We start from the raw sequence: 15,730 nt of genomic DNA on the forward strand, positions 1-15,730 counted from the left end.
GTCAGGCCGTTTCGGGGTCGACGGTCGCGGCCGGGCCCGACAACGAGGTCCTCGTTCGTCGTCCGAACCAGTACGTCCATGTGCGAGCGGGGCGTACGTCGCGAGCATGAAACGGCGCGAGCTCGTCGCCGGCGTCGCCAGCCTGGGAGTGCTCGCCGGGGCCGGCGGAATCCTGTCCCGCGGTCTGCCGACGTTCGAAGCGAGCGACGATGGTGGCTCCGACGACGACTCCTCGAGCGCGCCGGCGGAGATCCGGACGATCGACGCACCCGGAAGCGCGGCCGGGACGATCACCGTTCCGACCGACGGCGTCAGCGTGGTGACGTTCTTCGTCACCGGCTGCGGCCAGTGTCAGGCCCAGGTTTCCGGGGTCGGTCGGGCACGGTCGACGCTGGTCGACCGGTACGGCGACGCGGTGACCGCGCTGTGGCTCACCTACCAGACCCCGGAGACGATGCCCGAAGACGAGCTTCGAGAGTGGTGGGCGGAGCTTGGCGGAAACTGGCTCGTCGGCTACGATCCGACGCCCAGCATCGCGGCGACCTACGGCGCGGTCGGCTACCCCGTTACGATCGTTATCGACGAGGACGGCGAGAAACGCTGGCACGAAAACGGCGTACAGGCGGCCGACAGAATCGTCCGGGCGGTCGAGTCGGTACTCGAGGAAGAAACCGGTGGCTCCGACGAGTCTGACGGTTCCGACGGAATCGACGAGGCTGACGGCTCCGACGGAACCAACGAGGCTGACGGCTCCGACGAGAATGCCGGAACCAATGAGACTGTCGGAGCCGTCTGATCGAGTCGACGAACGGCGTCGCGGCGTCAGGCTTCGGCCTGCCAGTTGCGCACTCGATCCGCGCTGATGCCGTCGACGGACGCGGCGACGTCGTCCGGATCGGCGTCGGTCAGATCGTCGATGCTCTCGATCCCGGCGCTCGCGAGTTTTTCGACCGTCTTCGCGCCGATACCGTCGAGCGCCTCGAGATCGGAGCCGGAGTCGCTCTCGCGGGCCTGGAACTCCTGGTAGTTGCAGATGGGACAGCCGAGCTCCCAGGGCTCGTCGCCGCTGTGGATGACGAGTTCCGGCAGCTCGTGTTCGTCGCAGTGGTCGTCGGTCACCTCGATGTCGCCGCGACGCGGCAGCGGGAGGGAGTACTCGCAGTCGGGATACCGAGTACAGCCGACGAGCCGGGAGCCGCTCTGGAGGGTTTTGACGGCGAGTTCGCCGCCGTGTTCGTCGGCGGTTTCAGCGCCTTCGTCTCGCGACGTCTCCGACGTCGCGCTGTCACCGCACTCCGGACAGTCGCCCAGGATCGGTCCCTCGCCGGCCTCCTCAGCCTTGCAGAGCGGACAGCCGTGGACGAACGTCTGGCGGCCGGCCAGCATCTTCACCTCGTTCAGTCCGTGATCGTCACACTCGCTCTCGAGGATCAGGGGTTTGCCGGTCGAGGGCAGCGGGAGCGTGTACTCGCAATCGGGGTAGCCGTCGCAGCCGACGAAGTACGAGCCGTGGCGGCTTCGGCGGACGAGCAGGTCCTCGCCGCACTCGGGACACGGACCGAGGCGCTTGTCGTCTTTGAGCGACTTCCGGAGGTGGTCGCCGATCTCGTCGCGCGAGTCGACGAGGCTCTCGAAGATCGCCTCGAGCATCTCGCGCGACTCGTCGGTGACGTCCTCGAGTCCGGCGTCGCCCGACGCGATCGCGTCCATGTCGGCCTCGAGCTGGGCGGTCATCTCCTCGCTGACGACCCGATCGGCGTAGTTCTCGGCCGCGTCGACGACGGCCATCGCGAGCTTCGTGGGTCGCGGCGGGTCGCTCTCGATGTATCCCCGGTCGTAGAGCTTCTCTAAGGTGTTGTGGCGGGTAGACTTGGTACCAATCCCCATATCCTCCATGGTCTCGATGAGCCGGGACTGGCCGTACCGTCGGGGCGGCTGCGTCTCTTTTTCCTCGAGTTCGACGTCCGACACCGACAGCTCCTCGCCTTCGTCGACGTCCGGAACGTAGTTCTCCGTGGTGCTGAAGTACGGGTAGACGTCGTGGTAGCCGGGTTCGACGAGGCGCTTTCCGTTAGCCTTGAGCCGACAGTCGCCGACTTCGGCGACGACCTTGAGGTGTTCCCAGACGGCCGCCTCGGCGACCGTCGCGTAGAACCGCCGCACCACGAGTTCGAAGATCTCCCACTCGTCGTCGGAGACGTCGCCGCGGCTCGGAATCTCGCCGGTCGGATGGATCGGCGGGTGGTCGGTCGTCTCCTCGTCGCCCTCGGTCGGGACGACCTCGTCGGCCTCGAGCAGCGACTCCGCGGACTCGCCGAGCGTCGGGTGGCCGACGAACTCGTCGAGCAATGCCTCCGGATCGAGGTCGTCGGGGTAGACGGTGTTGTCGGTCCGCGGGTAGGTGATGTAGCCGGCGGTGTAGAGGTCCTCGGCGATCGACATCGCCCGCTGGGCGGAGTAGCCGAGCGAGCCCGCAGCGCGGATGAACTGCGTCGTGTTGAACGGCGTCGGCGGCGCGTCGGTCCGGGTGCGCCGGTTGACGTCGACGACGGTCGCCGCGGACGCACTCGAGAGCGTTTCGTAGACCTCCTCGGCGACGGCTTCGTCCCAGACGCGTTCGGCCTCGTTGTCGTCCTCGTCGCGGTAGAAGTACTGGGCCTCGAACGACTCCGCCTCTTCGTCGGTCTTGCCCAGGTCCGCGAACAGCTCCCAGTACTCTTCGGGGTCGAACGCCTGAATCTCGCGCTCGCGGTCGACGATCAGCTTCAGCGTCGGAGACTGGACGCGGCCGACCGAGATGAAGTCGTTGCCGAGCTGGCCGGCCGACAGCGAGAGAAATCGCGTGAGCGCGGCACCCCAGACGAGGTCGATGATCTGGCGCGCTTCGCCCGCGGCGGCGAGGTCGAAATCGAGGTCGTCGGGCTCGTCGAAGGCGTTCTGAACCTCGTTTTCCGTGATCGAGGAGAACCGAACGCGTCGGATTGGAACGTCCTCGTTGACGTCCCGGACGATCTCGTACGCTTCCTTGCCGATGAGTTCGCCCTCGCGGTCGTAGTCGGTCGCGATCGTGACGCGCGTCGCCTTCCGTGCGAGGATGCGAAGCGTGGCGACGATGTTCTCTTTCGTCGGCGTCTTTTCGATCTCTGCGCCGATCAGTTCGACCGGCTCGACGTCGCGCCAGTCCGAGTACTCCGGGGGGAAGTCAACGCCGACGACGTGGCCCGACAGCCCGACGCAGCGTTTGCCGCCCCACTCGTAGACGTTCACCCCGTTCTCGCGGCTCGAGTCGTAGCTTCCGCCGCTCAGGATGTCGGCGATTCGTCTCGCGGCGTTGTCCTTCTCGGTGACGATCAGTTCCACCGACTCTCACCTCCGCGGCCTCGAGCGTTCGGCGTAGCCGAGCGAGTGTCCTGCATCAGTCGCCCGCTACGACTGACGCTCTGATAACGCTTTCGCCAAAATCGACCGACTGCGCGGGTGTGCGTGCGTTACGCGGGCGCACGAGTCGGCGTACGGCCGGCCCGCGTTCGACCGACGATCGGCTTCGACACCTACGGTCGACACACTCGACGACCGACCCGCGCTCGACTCGACCCGGTCGACGAGCCGAAACGGTTCGCGAACTGCTCGAAGGGCCGATCGGTGGAGTGGCGGGAACGGCCGCTCACAGACGGACGAGCTGAATCTCGTCGTCGGTGATCGACTCGACGTTCTCCTCGTCGAGTCGGTACGTCTCTTCGTCGGCGTCACCCCAGCCGAGTCGCGATTTGATCGTATCCGTCATGCCCGGATCGGGATCGACGTGGACGGTTCCGCCTTCGACGCTCTGGACGATACCGACCTCGTCGCCGTCGGCGTTGACGATTCGTTTTCCTTCGTCGTCTTCCGTGAACTGGGCGCACATCAACTCATCCGAGCACCGTCTGCGACGTAGTCTTCTCACCTACACGTGCAGGCAAGCGACCGGTCGATCGAAGCGACACTCGACGGCCGGCGGGAGTGCTCCGTCGAACGTCGGCGTGTACCTCGAACCGCTAGTCGCCGCGCCCGGCCCGAGCCGCCGACTCGGCCGCCGGTGGACTCGCACGCGGGAGCCGAATCGTCACCACGGTTCCGCGCTCTGGGTCCGTCTCGAGGCCGAGTTCGCCGCCGACGCTCGAGACGATCCAGTTGACGATCCAGAGGCCGACGCCGTTCGAGTGCTCGAGTTGCGACCGGTTCCGTGCGCCGGTGAACAGGTCCCGCTCGGACTCCGAAATTCCCGGGCCGTTGTCCGCGATCCGAACGTCGACCGCGTCGACGTCCGGTCGGTCGTCGGCGGTGATCCGAACGCGAGGGATCCGCGAGTCGTTGTGTTCGATCGCGTTCTCGACGACGTTCTCGAGGGCGGTCCGCAGTTCACGCGTTCCGCAAACCCACTGTCCGTCCGACACCGACTGTTCGTACTCGAACTCGTCGTACTCCTCGCGGACGGTCGCGAGCGCGTCGTCGACGAGCTCGGCGACGCTGAGGGGGTGGCGATCGACCTCCTCAGCGGCGAGTCGGTTGGCCGTCCGAAGCCGCTCGCTGATGGCCAACAGATCGTCCGCGGCGGTCCGGATCCGACTCGCGATCGCGTCGTCAGCGTCGAGGCGGTCCTCGAGGAGCGAGGCGTAGCCGTCGACGACGTTCATCTGGTTGCGCAGGTCGTGTCGGATGATCCGGTTCAACACGTCGAGCTGTTCGTTCTGGGTCTCGAGCCTCCGTTCGTACTCCTTGCGGTCGGTGATGTCCTGAACGACGCCGATCGCCCGAACCGGCTCGCCGTCGCCGTCGTAAGAGATCTCGGCTTTCTCGCGGACCCACCTGGTTTCTCCGTCGGCGACGATCCGGTGTTCGATGTCGTAGGGCGCGCCCTCGAGTGCGGCCTCCCACTTGCGGCTCACGTACGCCTCGTCGTCGGGGTGAACGAACTGGAAAAAGCGATCGGACGTGGCGGGCAACTGGTCGGCGTCGGAGACGCCGAAGATCCGGTACACCTCGTCGGACCACTCGAGCTCGTTCGTTCGGAGGTCTTCGTACCAGCTTCCGAAGTTGGCGACGGCCTGGGCCTGCGTGAGGTGTGCTTCCCGCGTTCGCAGTTCGGCCTCCGTTTCCTTGTGGTCGGTCACGTCGCGAGCGACCAGCGTGACCGCACGGGAGCCGGCGAGACGCTCCTCGATCGGTGCGATGCGTCCCTCGAACCACCGCGTTCCCGCGGGAACCTCGAGCTGGTACTCGACCGTCTGCACGTCGCCGCTTTCGAGCGCGCGGTCGACGCAATCGCGAATGCGACTCGCTTGCGCGGGTGGAATCGAGTTGCCGAGTCGCTGGCCGACGAGTTCGTTCGGCGGGTCGATCAACAACGATTCGGAGCTGGTTCCCGCGTACACCTCGAGGTACCGACCGTCTTCGTCGAGCACCAGCGCGACGTCCGGAAACGCGGTCAACAGCGCGCGGATTTTCGCGTCGTGAATCGGCAGTGGTTCCCGCCGACGCACCCCGCGTTCCGGTTTCGCCGCGGCGCGGCCGACGCCGTCATCGGACGATCGACCGTCGCCCGATCGGTGCCGCACCGCTCGTCGCCTGGACTTGCACCACTCCCCGTAACTCCGAAGCCTGCGGGCGACGAGACGAGATCCGCCCGATTCGACCGAGCGAACGTAGTCGGTCGCTCCCCACTCGAGCGCCGCCGTCGGCTCGACGTCCGTCCGTTCGCCCCAGCAGACGACGGGAATCTCGGTCGCGCGACGGTGGCTCGCGGAACGCACTGCCCCGAGGTCGAGTTCCGACGATCGACAGGCGTAGACGACGCAGTCGATCCGGCGCTCCGCCAGCGTTCGGAGGGCGACGTCAGGGGAGTCGACGAGCACCTCCAGCGGCTCCGGGCTCGTCTCGAGCGTCGCCTTCGTCGAGCGACCCCACTCGTGGTCGGCGGTTACCACGAGTACGGTTATCCGAGCTGGCGATCCGCTCGATTCACCGGAAGCCGCGCCGACGAAATCGTCAGACATTCTCGTGCTCGTGTGAGTCAACCTGCGCTGACTCGGGATTGAATCTTACGGCCGACTCACCGGGATTCGGATCGGAAAACGCCGGCAATCGGCCGTATTTCGACGGACGACGCCGACTCCCGAAGCCGGCAATCTACAGGCCGGAGCCGAGTTCTTTTCAGGCGGCCGAACCGAGGATCGACGGGAGCAACAGTGGCGGAAACCGAACGGGGACCGAAGCCGGAGCGAAAGCGCGTCGACGTGACGACGGGGGCGATCCCCCCGAAGCTGTTGCAACTGGCGTGGCCGCTCGTGCTCGGCAACCTCCTCCAGACGTTTTACAACCTCGCGGATATGTTCTGGGTCGGCCGCGTCAGTAGCGAGGCCGTCGCCGCCGTCTCGCTCATGTTCCCGCTCTCGTGGCTGTTCGTCTCGACGGCGATGGGACTGACGGCCGCGACCATCGCGCTCGTCTCCCAGTACGTCGGTGCCGGCGACGACAGGATGGCCGACCGCGTCGTCGCCCAGACGATCCTGCTCGCGCTCGCCGTCTCGAGCGTACTCGCCGCAGTCGGCCTCTACTTCCGGCGGCCGCTGCTGTGGCTGATCGGCGCGCGCGAGCAGGTGTTCGTCGAGGCGCTCGCGTACATCGAGGTGATCTTTCTCGCGTTGCCGCTGACGTTTCTCTTTTTCGCCTTTCGGTCCTCGCTACAGGGGGCCGGGGACACGAAGACGGCGATGTGGCTCGTGCTGATCTCGGCGGGGATCAACGTCGTGCTCGATCCGTTTTTCATCCTCGGCTGGGGGCCGTTCCCGGAGATGGGGACACGTGGGGCGGCGGTGGCGACGCTCATCGCGCGAGCGATCGCAGCCGTCGCCGGCGTGATCATCCTGCTCGACGGTCGATTCGGCGTCCGGCTTCGAGTGGTCGATCTCACACCGGATCTCGCCGTCCAGCGGCGTCTGATCGACATCGGCTATCCGGCGACCATCGACGGCTGGGCGCGCAGTTTCGCCTCGGTCGCGATGGCGGGCTTCGTCGCCCGATTCGGCGCGGCACCCACGGCCGCGTACGGAATCGGCGTCCGGCTGATGTCCGTCACCTGGGCGGTCTCGGGGGCCGTCGGCGACGCGACCGCGACCGGCGTCGGCCAGAACCTGGGCGCGAAGACGCCGGATCGAGCCGCGACCGTCGCGCGGACGGCGACCGCCGCGACGATGCTGTTCATCTTCGCCGTCGCCGCCGTCCTGCTCGCGTTTCCGGCCCAGGCCATGCGGATCTTCGTTGCCGATCCGGACGTGATCGCGGAGGGCGTCGTGTTCCTCCGGATCATGGCACCCTTCTGGGCGCTGTTCGCCGGCGTCATGGTGATCCAGGGAGCCTTCCGCGGAGCCGGCAACACCCGGGAGGCGATGGTGCTCTCGTTTCTCTCGCGGTGGATCTTCCGGATTCCCGTCGCGCTCGTGCTGGCGTTCGCCTGGACGATCACCGTTCCCGGTCTCGGGCTCACGATCGCCGCGCTCGACTGGGGAATCGAGGGAATCTGGTGGGCGTACTCGTTCGGCATGGTCGCCTCGTTCGTCGTCGCAGTCGCCTGGTTCCGACTCGGGACGTGGCGATCCGACGTCATCGACGAGGGCGCGAACGCTCCGGACGGGGGCGACGGGGCGACTGACGAGCGCTCGAGACCGGCCGACGGCGATTCGGAGTCGGTCGACGACTGATACGGATTGCTGTAACGATTTACCGGCGCACCTGCGACCCGGGCTGCGGGTGCGCCGGTACTGACTTACAGTAAACCGTATGAGACGGTTGCCGCACCGACGCACCGGAGCGACCGACGGACGGCTCGCTGTCGCTCCGGAAACGACGGACTGCGGATCGTCCGAGCTCACCGATCGAACGGTCCGACGGGGAGCCACTTCTGCAGCGTCGGGCTGAACTCGGCGGCCATCTGCGCGTCGGCGTCGGTAAACGCGTCCGTCGCAACGAGCGTGAGCAGGTACGTTCCGACCACGGCGACGGGAAGCGCGACGACGACGAGCAGATCGGACTCGAGGAAGTAGACGATCGGCGCGCCGGTGGCGATCGCGGGGACGCCGGCGACGACGATCTTCGCGAAATCGCGGGTGAACGGGTGAATGCGATCGAGGTAGTAGATTTCGGCTAGCGTCAGCCCGCCGACCAGAAAGAGCGCCGTCGCGGAGCCGATGGCGGCCCCTTCGATACCGATCATCGGAACCAACACCAGGGAGACGACGAAGTTCACTCCGAACAGCGCGAGCGTGTTCGCGAAGACGATCCGGGAGTAGCCGAGTCCCTGCAACAGCGAGCCGTCGGGACCGCCGAACGTGACGTTGAACAGGAACGCGCCGGCCAGCAACGCGACGACGGCGTTCGCCTCCGCGTACTGCGGCGTGTACAACACCGCCAGATACGAACTCGCGCCGAGTGAGAGAACGATGGCGATGGGGAGCGTGATCGCGGCGATCCAGCGAGCCATAATCCGAAACCGCTGTTGGACCAGTTCGACGTCGTCTCTGGTCTCGGCGATCAGCGGTTTGAACACCGGCGACAGCGAGTTGAAGATGATCATCAGTCCGGAGCCGAGCATGTAGCCGACCCGGTAGATGCCGACGTCGTCGGACTCGAGGAAGAAACCGAGCACGAAGTAGTCGACGTGTCCCATCAGGACGAAGACGACGCTGGTCATCGCCAGCGGCACCGAGTAGGTCACGAGCGGTGCCGGCGCGACGAGCTCGAGTTCGGTCGAGAGCAGATCCCAGGCTTTGTACGTGAAGACGGCCGCGCCGATCGTGATGGCGACGAACAGGCCAACGACGTAGCCGATGATGAGCCCGAGCAGTCCGTACCCGATCAACAACAGGACGGCGGTGACGACGAACCGGACGATCGGTCGGACCAGATCCCGCATGATGACCCGGTACTGCAGCTTCTTGATGCTGTAGTAGGAGGTGAGCAACACGTTGTAAATCGCAAGCATGGGGATCGTCACCGAGAGAAAGAGGAGCGCGATCCGCATCGCCGGCTCCTGAAAGAAGTCGCCGACGAACTCGGAGCTGATCGCGAGTGCGAACGCGACGAGCGAGGACGTCACGAGGACGGTCGCGGTCACCTGGACGATCACGCCCTTTGCTTTCCCGCGTTCGCCCTCGTCGAGGTACTGAGGGACGAAGTAGTCGATCGCGAGCGGCAGCCCCAGGTTCGCGAACACCTGCATGAACAGGATGACCGAGGTCGCGAGGACGAACAGGCCGTAAACCGAGGGGCTGACGAATCGCGTCATCAGCATGACGATCGCGAAGCCGAAGACGCCGTTGACGACGTTCCCGACGAACGTGATACTGCCTTGCTTCGCGAGCGTCGAGATGCCCTCGTCCTTATCGGTCATAGCCCCCTACGTGTCGTGCCCAGGATCGATTGCACCGTCCGTTCATCCGAGCGCCGGCAGACCGGCGTCGAACCCGCGCGACGAGCCGTCCTACGGCCCGCAGTCGCGGCCATCAAACACCCGTCGCCGGCTCGAGTTCGTACGCGTCGACCGCCGATGCGCGCTCGCCGAAGTGCGGAAACTCGATCTCGAAGGGCCACTCCTGACCGGAAGTGACGTCCTCGTCGACGTTCTCGATGACGCTCTCGAGCGGTTCGCCCTCGGCGTCGAAGAACGTCGCCCGGATCTCGATGTAGTTCAGCGTCCTGTCACCGACGTTTCGGACGACGCCCCAGACGTAGACGCGTTCGTCTTCGGTCCCCGGGTCGTCCCGGCCGAGGTCGTCCCAGACGATCTCGACGTCGCCGGGTTCGGTGATCTCCTCGCCGTTTTCCTCGACGTAGTCGAGACAGCCCGGGAACAAAATCGCGAGCGAGAGGAACGCGCGACGATGCATCTGCCGGGTATTCGAGGGGACGAGCCTTGAGGGTTCTGGGAAAGGACGGGTTCTGGAGCGGCGACGGGACGCCGGAACCGCACGCCGAAAACGCGTCCGTTTTACAGCTTCGTCGGTAACGGCCGGTATGGAGTGTCGCCACTGCGCTTCGCCGCTCGAGAAACCCGGCGACTTCTGTCTCGTCTGCCGGGAGGCGAACGCGGAGGCGATCGTGCTCGAGACGACGCGCGAGCGGGCGACGCTGACGATCCTGGCCGGCGAACCCGACGACGAGGACGGACGCGGACGCGGCCGCCGGGACGACGAGCGACCGGTACTCGGGGAGACGACGATCACGACGACGCCGGAGTCGGGCGAGAACGAAATCGTCGAACTTCGGAACTTCGCGGGACGAATCGGCGACGAGATCCGCCGAAAACGGCCGGATGAGGTGTACGCCGGCGGCGAGCGGGCGGTCGTTCGGGCCGTGCGCGAGGACGTCCACTATCCCGTCTACCGCGTCGACGACGCCGACCCGGTCGCGGCCGCGCTCGAGCGGCGGGGGACCCGCGCGCTGGACGTGGTCGAAACCCCGCCCGCCGAGAAGATCGGCGGCAGTCACACGACGCTCATCGGCGGTCGAACCGGTATGCGGGCGATCCACGCGGTCGCCGACCACCCCCACGTCAAGAAGGTCATCCCCGGCCCGATCGACGCCGGCGGCAGCGGCTCGCAGTCCGGGCTCCGAGCGAAAGTCACCCGCGCCGACGACGGCGGCAACGTCCGAATGCTGATCCGAGACGGCTCGAGCGTCCAGGAGAACCGCGTCGTGACGACCGCACGCGACCGGGAGATGGGCGAGCGCATTCGAGCGGATCTGAACGACGTCCTCGCCGACGCGGAGTTTCAGTGACGGGCCTCGACGCACCATCCCGGTAGGGTCGGCGCTCGAGCCGACGGCGACCGTCACGGATCGATGGAAGTGTCAGCACCTGCTGGTTGTCGGCCCCTTATCCGGACCGAGTAATTAGATGTAATTAGCCATGTTCGAGCGAGCGGACGCCGTGCTGGCCGCGATACCGCTGCTCGCGATGAGCGGGCTCGCCCTGCGAACGCTGATCGGAGTGACCGGCGTCGCCACCGGCTTGCTTTCCGTTCCGCTTGCGCCGATCGGCTACGTCGCCGCGCTCTCGCTCGTCGTTGGGGAACTGTTCGCCGGGCCGGTTGCCGAGCGCTCGGCCGAGTAAGCGCCGTGACTCAACAGCTTTAAGAATCCGCTGGGGTTAGGTAGCGCTACGATGGCCGATAAAGGAAACGTCGGTAGCGCGGGACGCTTCGGCGCACGCTACGGTCGGGTCGCACGACGACGCGTCAGCGAGATCGAAGCGGACAGACAGAACGCGACGGTCGACGGCGACGACGTCACCCGCGTCGGTACCGGCATCTGGAAGAACGAAGAGACCGGCGAAGTGTTCACCGGCGGCGCATACCGCCCGGAGACGCCAGCCGGCCGAACCGTCCAGCGCTCGATCCGCGCCGCGCTGGCCGAGGACGACGAATAACAACACCAACTCGTTCACGCATGAGCTACAAGTGCTCCCGCTGTAAACGCGACGTCCAGCTCGACGAGTACGGCGGCGTCCGCTGTCCGTACTGCGGCCACCGCGTCCTTTTGAAAGAGCGCAGCCGCGACGTCAAGGAAGTCGACGTCCAGTAACGCACGTGACGACCCACGGCGTCTCGCTCGAGTTCGAGTACGACCGCCCGTCGACCGCACGTATCGTCGCCGAGAGCATCGCCCGCGAGATTGGCGAGATCGACGACGACCGTTCCCGGACGATCATCGACCGCGACGGGACGCTCGTCCGTCTCGAAATCGACGCGAACGACCTCGTCGCGCTCCGGGCGGCGGCCAACACCTGGTTGTCGCTGGTCGACGTCGCGGAACGGACGGCCGACGTTGGCGCGGCCGCACTCGAGTGAGCCACCGCGGACTGCGACGGTCCGGCGTCACCGCGTACGGGATAACCACGGGCCGCTCGCGGTCCCACCGAAACTAACGGACAAGAGGCCGCGGTCTCACCGGAACTAACGGACAAGAGGCCGCGGTCTCACCGGAACTAACGGACGGCGGACCGACGGCGAGCGGCCGCACGAACCGGGACCGGTCCGGCGGTCTATCGTTCGATCGAAAGCTTGGCTTTTTAAGTCCGGAGGGCGACGGTCGAATCATGCAAGGAAATCTGCCGCCGGAAGCACAGGAGAAAATCGAACAGCTTCAGGACCTTCAGGAGACCGCACAGACGGTCGCCGTCCAGAAACAGGAGGCCGAATCGACCCTCACCGAAGCGGAAAACGCCCTCGAGGAACTCGAGAACATCGACGACGACACCGCGATGTACCGCCAGGTCGGCGAACTCCTCGTCGAGACGGAGTACGACGAGGCCGAGTCGGAACTCGAGGACAAAGTGAACACTCTCGAGATTCGCCTCGAGACACTCGAGAAGCAAGAAGACCGCGTTCAACAGCAGTTCGAGGACCTCCAGGAGGACCTCGAGAGCCTGCTCGGCGGCATGGGTGGCGGCCCGGCGGGTCCCGGCGGTCCGGGCGCTGGCGGCGCGTAGATGACGCAGGCCGATCCGTCCGACGAGACGGTCGTCCAGACCGCCTCGGACGCCGCGGAGGGACTGATCTTCTCGCGATACAAGCAGTCGGACGTCCGCGACTGTGACGTCACCGTCAGCTTCGAAGACGGCGTCCTCGAGGTCGACGTCTACCTCAACGTTCCCGACGAAGCGGTCGAACCCGACCCCGATGCGGTCGCCGACGAGGCGGCCCTCGCGGCCCGCGAGGCGGTCGACGAACTATTCGACGTCTGACCGTCACAGCGCGCGGTCGTGTTCGTTCTCGAACTCCCGCTGGTTTCTGTACTGATCGACGAACTCGCTCACGTCGAACTCGAGCATCTGCGATTCGAACTGTGCGATCGCGGCGTCGTCGTCGGCGTGGCTGATCGCGTGTTCCATCAGTTCGACGACGAGTTCGACGACGATCTCGTGGAGCCGGCGGGCGTCGACGTCGGTGACCCACAGCATGGCGTAGCCGACCGCGCCGTCGTCGCTCGCGTCGTGGACGACCACCTTCTCGGGGAACTCCTCGAGGACGACGCCCATGAGGTGGGGCGTGCCGAACCGGTCGAACTCGTCGGCCGGCTCGATCGACTCCTGGAGGACCGCGACGAGCGATTCGGGAAAAAACCGCGACGGCGGGTGAACGTCGGTGACGACGGCGTGGCGGGCACCACACGAACAGGTGTACTCGCGCATGCCGAGGTCGACGTCGCGTGGATCGATCGCCTCGCCGCAGGGCAACTCGAGACGACGGTCGCCGCCGGAACCCGGGACGCGGGGTTCTACCATTGTTCGTCGTACGCCCGGCGAGGGCATAAGGGCGACGACTCGGACGCCGCGACACGCTCGAACTCCACGTCACGACGCAGGTCGGGCGACGCGGTTCGCCCTGGTCCGGTATCGATCCGCGAGGAAGACCGCGAGCGCGAACGCGAGCGCGACGAGCGCCACCCACCGGTCGGCGGACACGTACCACCCCGGCGTCGGCGGCCGCCAGGTCGTCAGCGGGAAGAGATACAGGTTCGTGAGCATCGCGCCGTCGGCGTAGGCCTGCGGGAGGTCGACGACGAGATGCGAGAGGCCGCCGACGAACAGGACGACGAACGCGCGACGTCGCTGTCGGGCGGTCGCGAACAGCAGCGCGCCGATGGCCGACAGCAGCGTCACGCCGCCGATCGTGTGCAGGCCGTCCCAGGAGAACGGGACGCCGAGGAGCGCCGTCACCAGGTCGTCGGAGATCACGAGGTCGAGACGGTTCAGATCGGGGAGGATCGAGCCGACCACGCCGACCGCGACCCAGCGCTCGTCGAGCCAGTCGACGTACCAGCCACAGACGGTGAACAATCCGTAGGCGATCAGGACGTGGGTGAGCCACTCCGCCATCACCGCTCACCCCGGTCTCGCGGCTCGAATCGTAGGCGGCGCGCGTTTATTCGCCAGTGACGCAAGAACGCACCAGCCGCGAGCAGTCCGCCGAGAATCGACGTTCCGTAGACGAACAGCCGGTCCCCTGGGCCGCGGTAATCGACGACGGTGTTCGTCGCTGCGAGCGTGACTCCGCCGTCCTGGACGGTGCCGACCACCTGCAGGCTCCCGCCCGGTTCGAGCTGCGACAGGACGGCCCGATCGACGTCGGTAACGGCGATGGTGGCCGAATCGACCCGGACGGCGACGGTTCCCTCGTCGGCGTCGATCGATTCCACTTCGCCGAAGACGAACGCGCGCTCGCCGTCGTGGCCCGCAGGATCGCCAGCGACGTCCGCGGAGGACGGCGTCGACCACAGGTCCGCGCTCGCGTAGCCGACGCAGAGGCCGACGGTCGCCAGAAGGAAAAGACAGAGTCCGAGCAGCCGATACCGATCGTTCATACGAAAGAGCGGGGGCTCCGACCGTAATAATCGTTGAGAAATCGATCGTTACGGCCAGTCGTCTCGAACCGGTTCGCCCTCCTCTTCGTCGGCTTCCACGCTGGTCGCCAGCACCCAGTCGGCGGCCTCGGCGGCGTCCTCGACGCCGAGATACTCCCAGCCGACCTCGTCCGCGAGCGACTCGTCTTCTTCGTCGACGCCGATGTAGACGTAGCGCTCCGTGTCGAACTGCTCTTTGACGCCCTCGAGACTCTCGGCTTTGCCGCGAGGACCGGAGAAGAAGTCCTGTCGGATTCGATTCTTCCGCGTGAAGTTCGTCACCACGTACGTCGGCTTCTCGGAGACGACCCCGATGTACTCCGTCCACCCTCTGGCGTCCTCGAAGACGGTCTCGGGCGAGGCGAGTTCCTTCAGCGCCTCGAGTTCGAACGCCAGGGTCATGTCGCTTTCGCCGTTCATACCGGATCGGACGTCCGCACCGGGGAAAACGGCTTCGATACGTCCGATCGACGCGCTCCGCGATCAGCCGCCTGCGATCCGGTAGTAGTCGGTGAAAACGATGACGTCACCGCGTTCGAGCCCGCACGTCGCGGGAACCGTCGATCGGCCGCCGTCGAGTAACTCGAGAAACAGCTGCAACGTCTCGCCCTCGAGCTGATCGACGTGTCTGATCCGGTCTCCGTTCTCGATCGAATCGGCCCGGTGAAGCGACGTCGATCGGGCGAGCGACCCGGGGGAAGAGCGATCGGTAAAGGACATGTGTGATGATACCATGTGCCATAGGATACTTAACTGTTTCGTGCCCTATTCACGGTGGCGAATTAATCGACGTGACGCTGCCAGACCGAAACTATCCCAATTATTGCAAATCATAATTACTATTGGTGTGGCGAGCTCTTATGCAGATATGACTATCGAACGGGTCCGCGATACGAAACGAGCCGGCGAGCGGTGGGACGAGATCTTCGAGGCGCTCTCGGCCGAACCGCGACGGCAGCTGATCGCAACGCTGTCGAACGCGCCGGCCGGTCGACGCGTTCTGCTTCCGGACGCCGCGACGTCATCGATCGAATCCGTCGACCGCGACGAGCTTCGGCTACAACTGATGCACCGACACCTCCCGGTGCTGTCCGAGTTCGGATTCGTCGACTGGACTACGGATCCGTTCTGTGCTCAGCGTGGAATGCGCTTTGGCGAAGTTGCGACGGTTTTCGACGCGCTCTGTTCGCACGCCGACGACGTACCGGATCACCTTCTCGCGGGGTCCGAGCGGTTCGAGAGCACGCGAGTGGAGTAACGTCTCGTCGAGCGTGAGGGCGTCACCGGACTCGAG

20 protein-coding genes are annotated in these 15,730 nt (G+C 66.1%); 10 read left to right on the forward strand and 10 right to left on the reverse strand.

Features of this window, described 5'->3' with window-relative positions:
• Positions 1-106: 106 nt before the first annotated feature.
• A complete protein-coding gene (locus EA472_RS13440) occupies positions 107-796 on the forward strand; it encodes a TlpA family protein disulfide reductase (RefSeq protein ID WP_124192030.1) in 690 nt (229 codons plus the stop codon).
• Positions 797-822: 26 nt separating this feature from the next.
• On the opposite strand, the gene EA472_RS13445 is transcribed toward EA472_RS13440, so the two are convergent.
• The 3 genes from EA472_RS13445 to EA472_RS13455 form a co-directional block, all read right to left on the reverse strand.
• Positions 823-3,360, reverse strand: coding sequence for a DNA topoisomerase I (locus EA472_RS13445; RefSeq protein ID WP_124192031.1), 2,538 nt, complete (start codon positions 3,358-3,360; stop codon positions 823-825).
• 304 nt (positions 3,361-3,664) lie between these two features.
• Positions 3,665-3,904, reverse strand: a complete 240-nt coding sequence (locus tag EA472_RS13450) for a PRC-barrel domain containing protein (RefSeq protein WP_124192032.1) — start codon at positions 3,902-3,904, stop codon at positions 3,665-3,667.
• 130 nt (positions 3,905-4,034) lie between these two features.
• Positions 4,035-6,032 (reverse strand): PAS domain-containing protein, encoded by a 1,998-nt coding sequence (locus tag EA472_RS13455; protein WP_124192033.1) that lies wholly within the window; start codon positions 6,030-6,032, stop codon positions 4,035-4,037.
• A gap of 192 nt (positions 6,033-6,224) precedes the next feature.
• On the opposite strand from EA472_RS13455, the gene EA472_RS13460 reads away from it, so the two are divergent.
• A complete protein-coding gene (locus tag EA472_RS13460) occupies positions 6,225-7,736 on the forward strand; it encodes an MATE family efflux transporter (RefSeq protein WP_124192034.1) in 1,512 nt (503 codons plus the stop codon).
• A gap of 167 nt (positions 7,737-7,903) precedes the next feature.
• On the opposite strand, the gene EA472_RS13465 is transcribed toward EA472_RS13460, so the two are convergent.
• Entirely contained in the window at positions 7,904-9,424 is a 1,521-nt protein-coding gene (locus EA472_RS13465; RefSeq protein ID WP_124192035.1) for a flippase, read from the reverse strand.
• Between the two features lie 112 nt (positions 9,425-9,536).
• Positions 9,537-9,920 (reverse strand): FxLYD domain-containing protein, encoded by a 384-nt coding sequence (locus tag EA472_RS13470; RefSeq protein ID WP_124192036.1) that lies wholly within the window; start codon positions 9,918-9,920, stop codon positions 9,537-9,539.
• A 127-nt stretch (positions 9,921-10,047) separates the two neighbouring features.
• Between EA472_RS13470 and EA472_RS13475 the strand changes: the two genes are divergently transcribed.
• The 7 genes from EA472_RS13475 (at position 10,048) to EA472_RS13505 (ending at position 12,778) form a co-directional block, all read left to right on the forward strand.
• A complete protein-coding gene (locus EA472_RS13475) occupies positions 10,048-10,812 on the forward strand; it encodes a DUF2103 domain-containing protein (RefSeq protein WP_124192037.1) in 765 nt (254 codons plus the stop codon).
• A 130-nt stretch (positions 10,813-10,942) separates the two neighbouring features.
• The gene (locus tag EA472_RS13480; protein ID WP_124192038.1) at positions 10,943-11,146 is read left to right on the forward strand and encodes a hypothetical protein; all 204 of its coding nucleotides are present in this window, start codon (positions 10,943-10,945) and stop codon (positions 11,144-11,146) included.
• 51 nt (positions 11,147-11,197) lie between these two features.
• Positions 11,198-11,461, forward strand: a complete 264-nt coding sequence (locus EA472_RS13485) for a 50S ribosomal protein L37ae (RefSeq protein WP_124192039.1) — start codon at positions 11,198-11,200, stop codon at positions 11,459-11,461.
• A gap of 20 nt (positions 11,462-11,481) precedes the next feature.
• Positions 11,482-11,616 carry a DNA-directed RNA polymerase subunit P gene (locus tag EA472_RS13490; RefSeq protein WP_006181151.1) on the forward strand — a complete coding sequence of 45 codons (135 nt, stop codon included), beginning with the start codon at positions 11,482-11,484 and terminating at the stop codon, positions 11,614-11,616.
• 5 nt (positions 11,617-11,621) lie between these two features.
• A complete protein-coding gene (locus EA472_RS13495) occupies positions 11,622-11,882 on the forward strand; it encodes a KEOPS complex subunit Pcc1 (RefSeq protein WP_124192040.1) in 261 nt (86 codons plus the stop codon).
• 248 nt (positions 11,883-12,130) lie between these two features.
• On the forward strand, positions 12,131-12,523 hold the full coding sequence (locus EA472_RS13500; protein WP_124192041.1) for a prefoldin subunit beta: 393 nt from the start codon (positions 12,131-12,133) through the stop codon (positions 12,521-12,523).
• Positions 12,524-12,778 carry a DUF3194 domain-containing protein gene (locus tag EA472_RS13505; protein WP_124192042.1) on the forward strand — a complete coding sequence of 85 codons (255 nt, stop codon included), beginning with the start codon at positions 12,524-12,526 and terminating at the stop codon, positions 12,776-12,778.
• 3 nt (positions 12,779-12,781) lie between these two features.
• Here EA472_RS13505 and EA472_RS13510 read toward each other — a convergent pair whose 3' ends face one another.
• From EA472_RS13510 to EA472_RS13530, 5 genes are all read right to left on the reverse strand, one after another.
• Positions 12,782-13,318 (reverse strand): DUF5815 family protein, encoded by a 537-nt coding sequence (locus EA472_RS13510; RefSeq protein WP_124192043.1) that lies wholly within the window; start codon positions 13,316-13,318, stop codon positions 12,782-12,784.
• Positions 13,319-13,387: 69 nt separating this feature from the next.
• Positions 13,388-13,912: a metal-dependent hydrolase gene (locus EA472_RS13515; protein WP_124192044.1), complete on the reverse strand. Its 525-nt coding sequence runs from the start codon at positions 13,910-13,912 to the stop codon at positions 13,388-13,390.
• Positions 13,912-14,397, reverse strand: coding sequence for a hypothetical protein (locus EA472_RS13520; RefSeq protein WP_124192045.1), 486 nt, complete (start codon positions 14,395-14,397; stop codon positions 13,912-13,914). The genes EA472_RS13515 and EA472_RS13520 overlap by 1 nt, the downstream gene beginning before the upstream one ends.
• Positions 14,398-14,445: 48 nt before the next feature.
• A complete protein-coding gene (locus EA472_RS13525) occupies positions 14,446-14,856 on the reverse strand; it encodes a DUF7124 domain-containing protein (protein ID WP_124192046.1) in 411 nt (136 codons plus the stop codon).
• A gap of 63 nt (positions 14,857-14,919) precedes the next feature.
• Positions 14,920-15,156 (reverse strand): hypothetical protein, encoded by a 237-nt coding sequence (locus EA472_RS13530; protein WP_124192047.1) that lies wholly within the window; start codon positions 15,154-15,156, stop codon positions 14,920-14,922.
• A 148-nt stretch (positions 15,157-15,304) separates the two neighbouring features.
• Between EA472_RS13530 and EA472_RS13535 the strand changes: the two genes are divergently transcribed.
• A complete protein-coding gene (locus EA472_RS13535) occupies positions 15,305-15,694 on the forward strand; it encodes a hypothetical protein (protein WP_124192048.1) in 390 nt (129 codons plus the stop codon).
• Positions 15,695-15,730 lie beyond the last annotated feature (36 nt).

Origin of the sequence: Natrarchaeobius oligotrophus, from assembly GCF_003841465.1 — an archaeon.
Taxonomy (GTDB): Archaea; Halobacteriota; Halobacteria; order Halobacteriales; family Natrialbaceae; genus Natrarchaeobius; species Natrarchaeobius oligotrophus.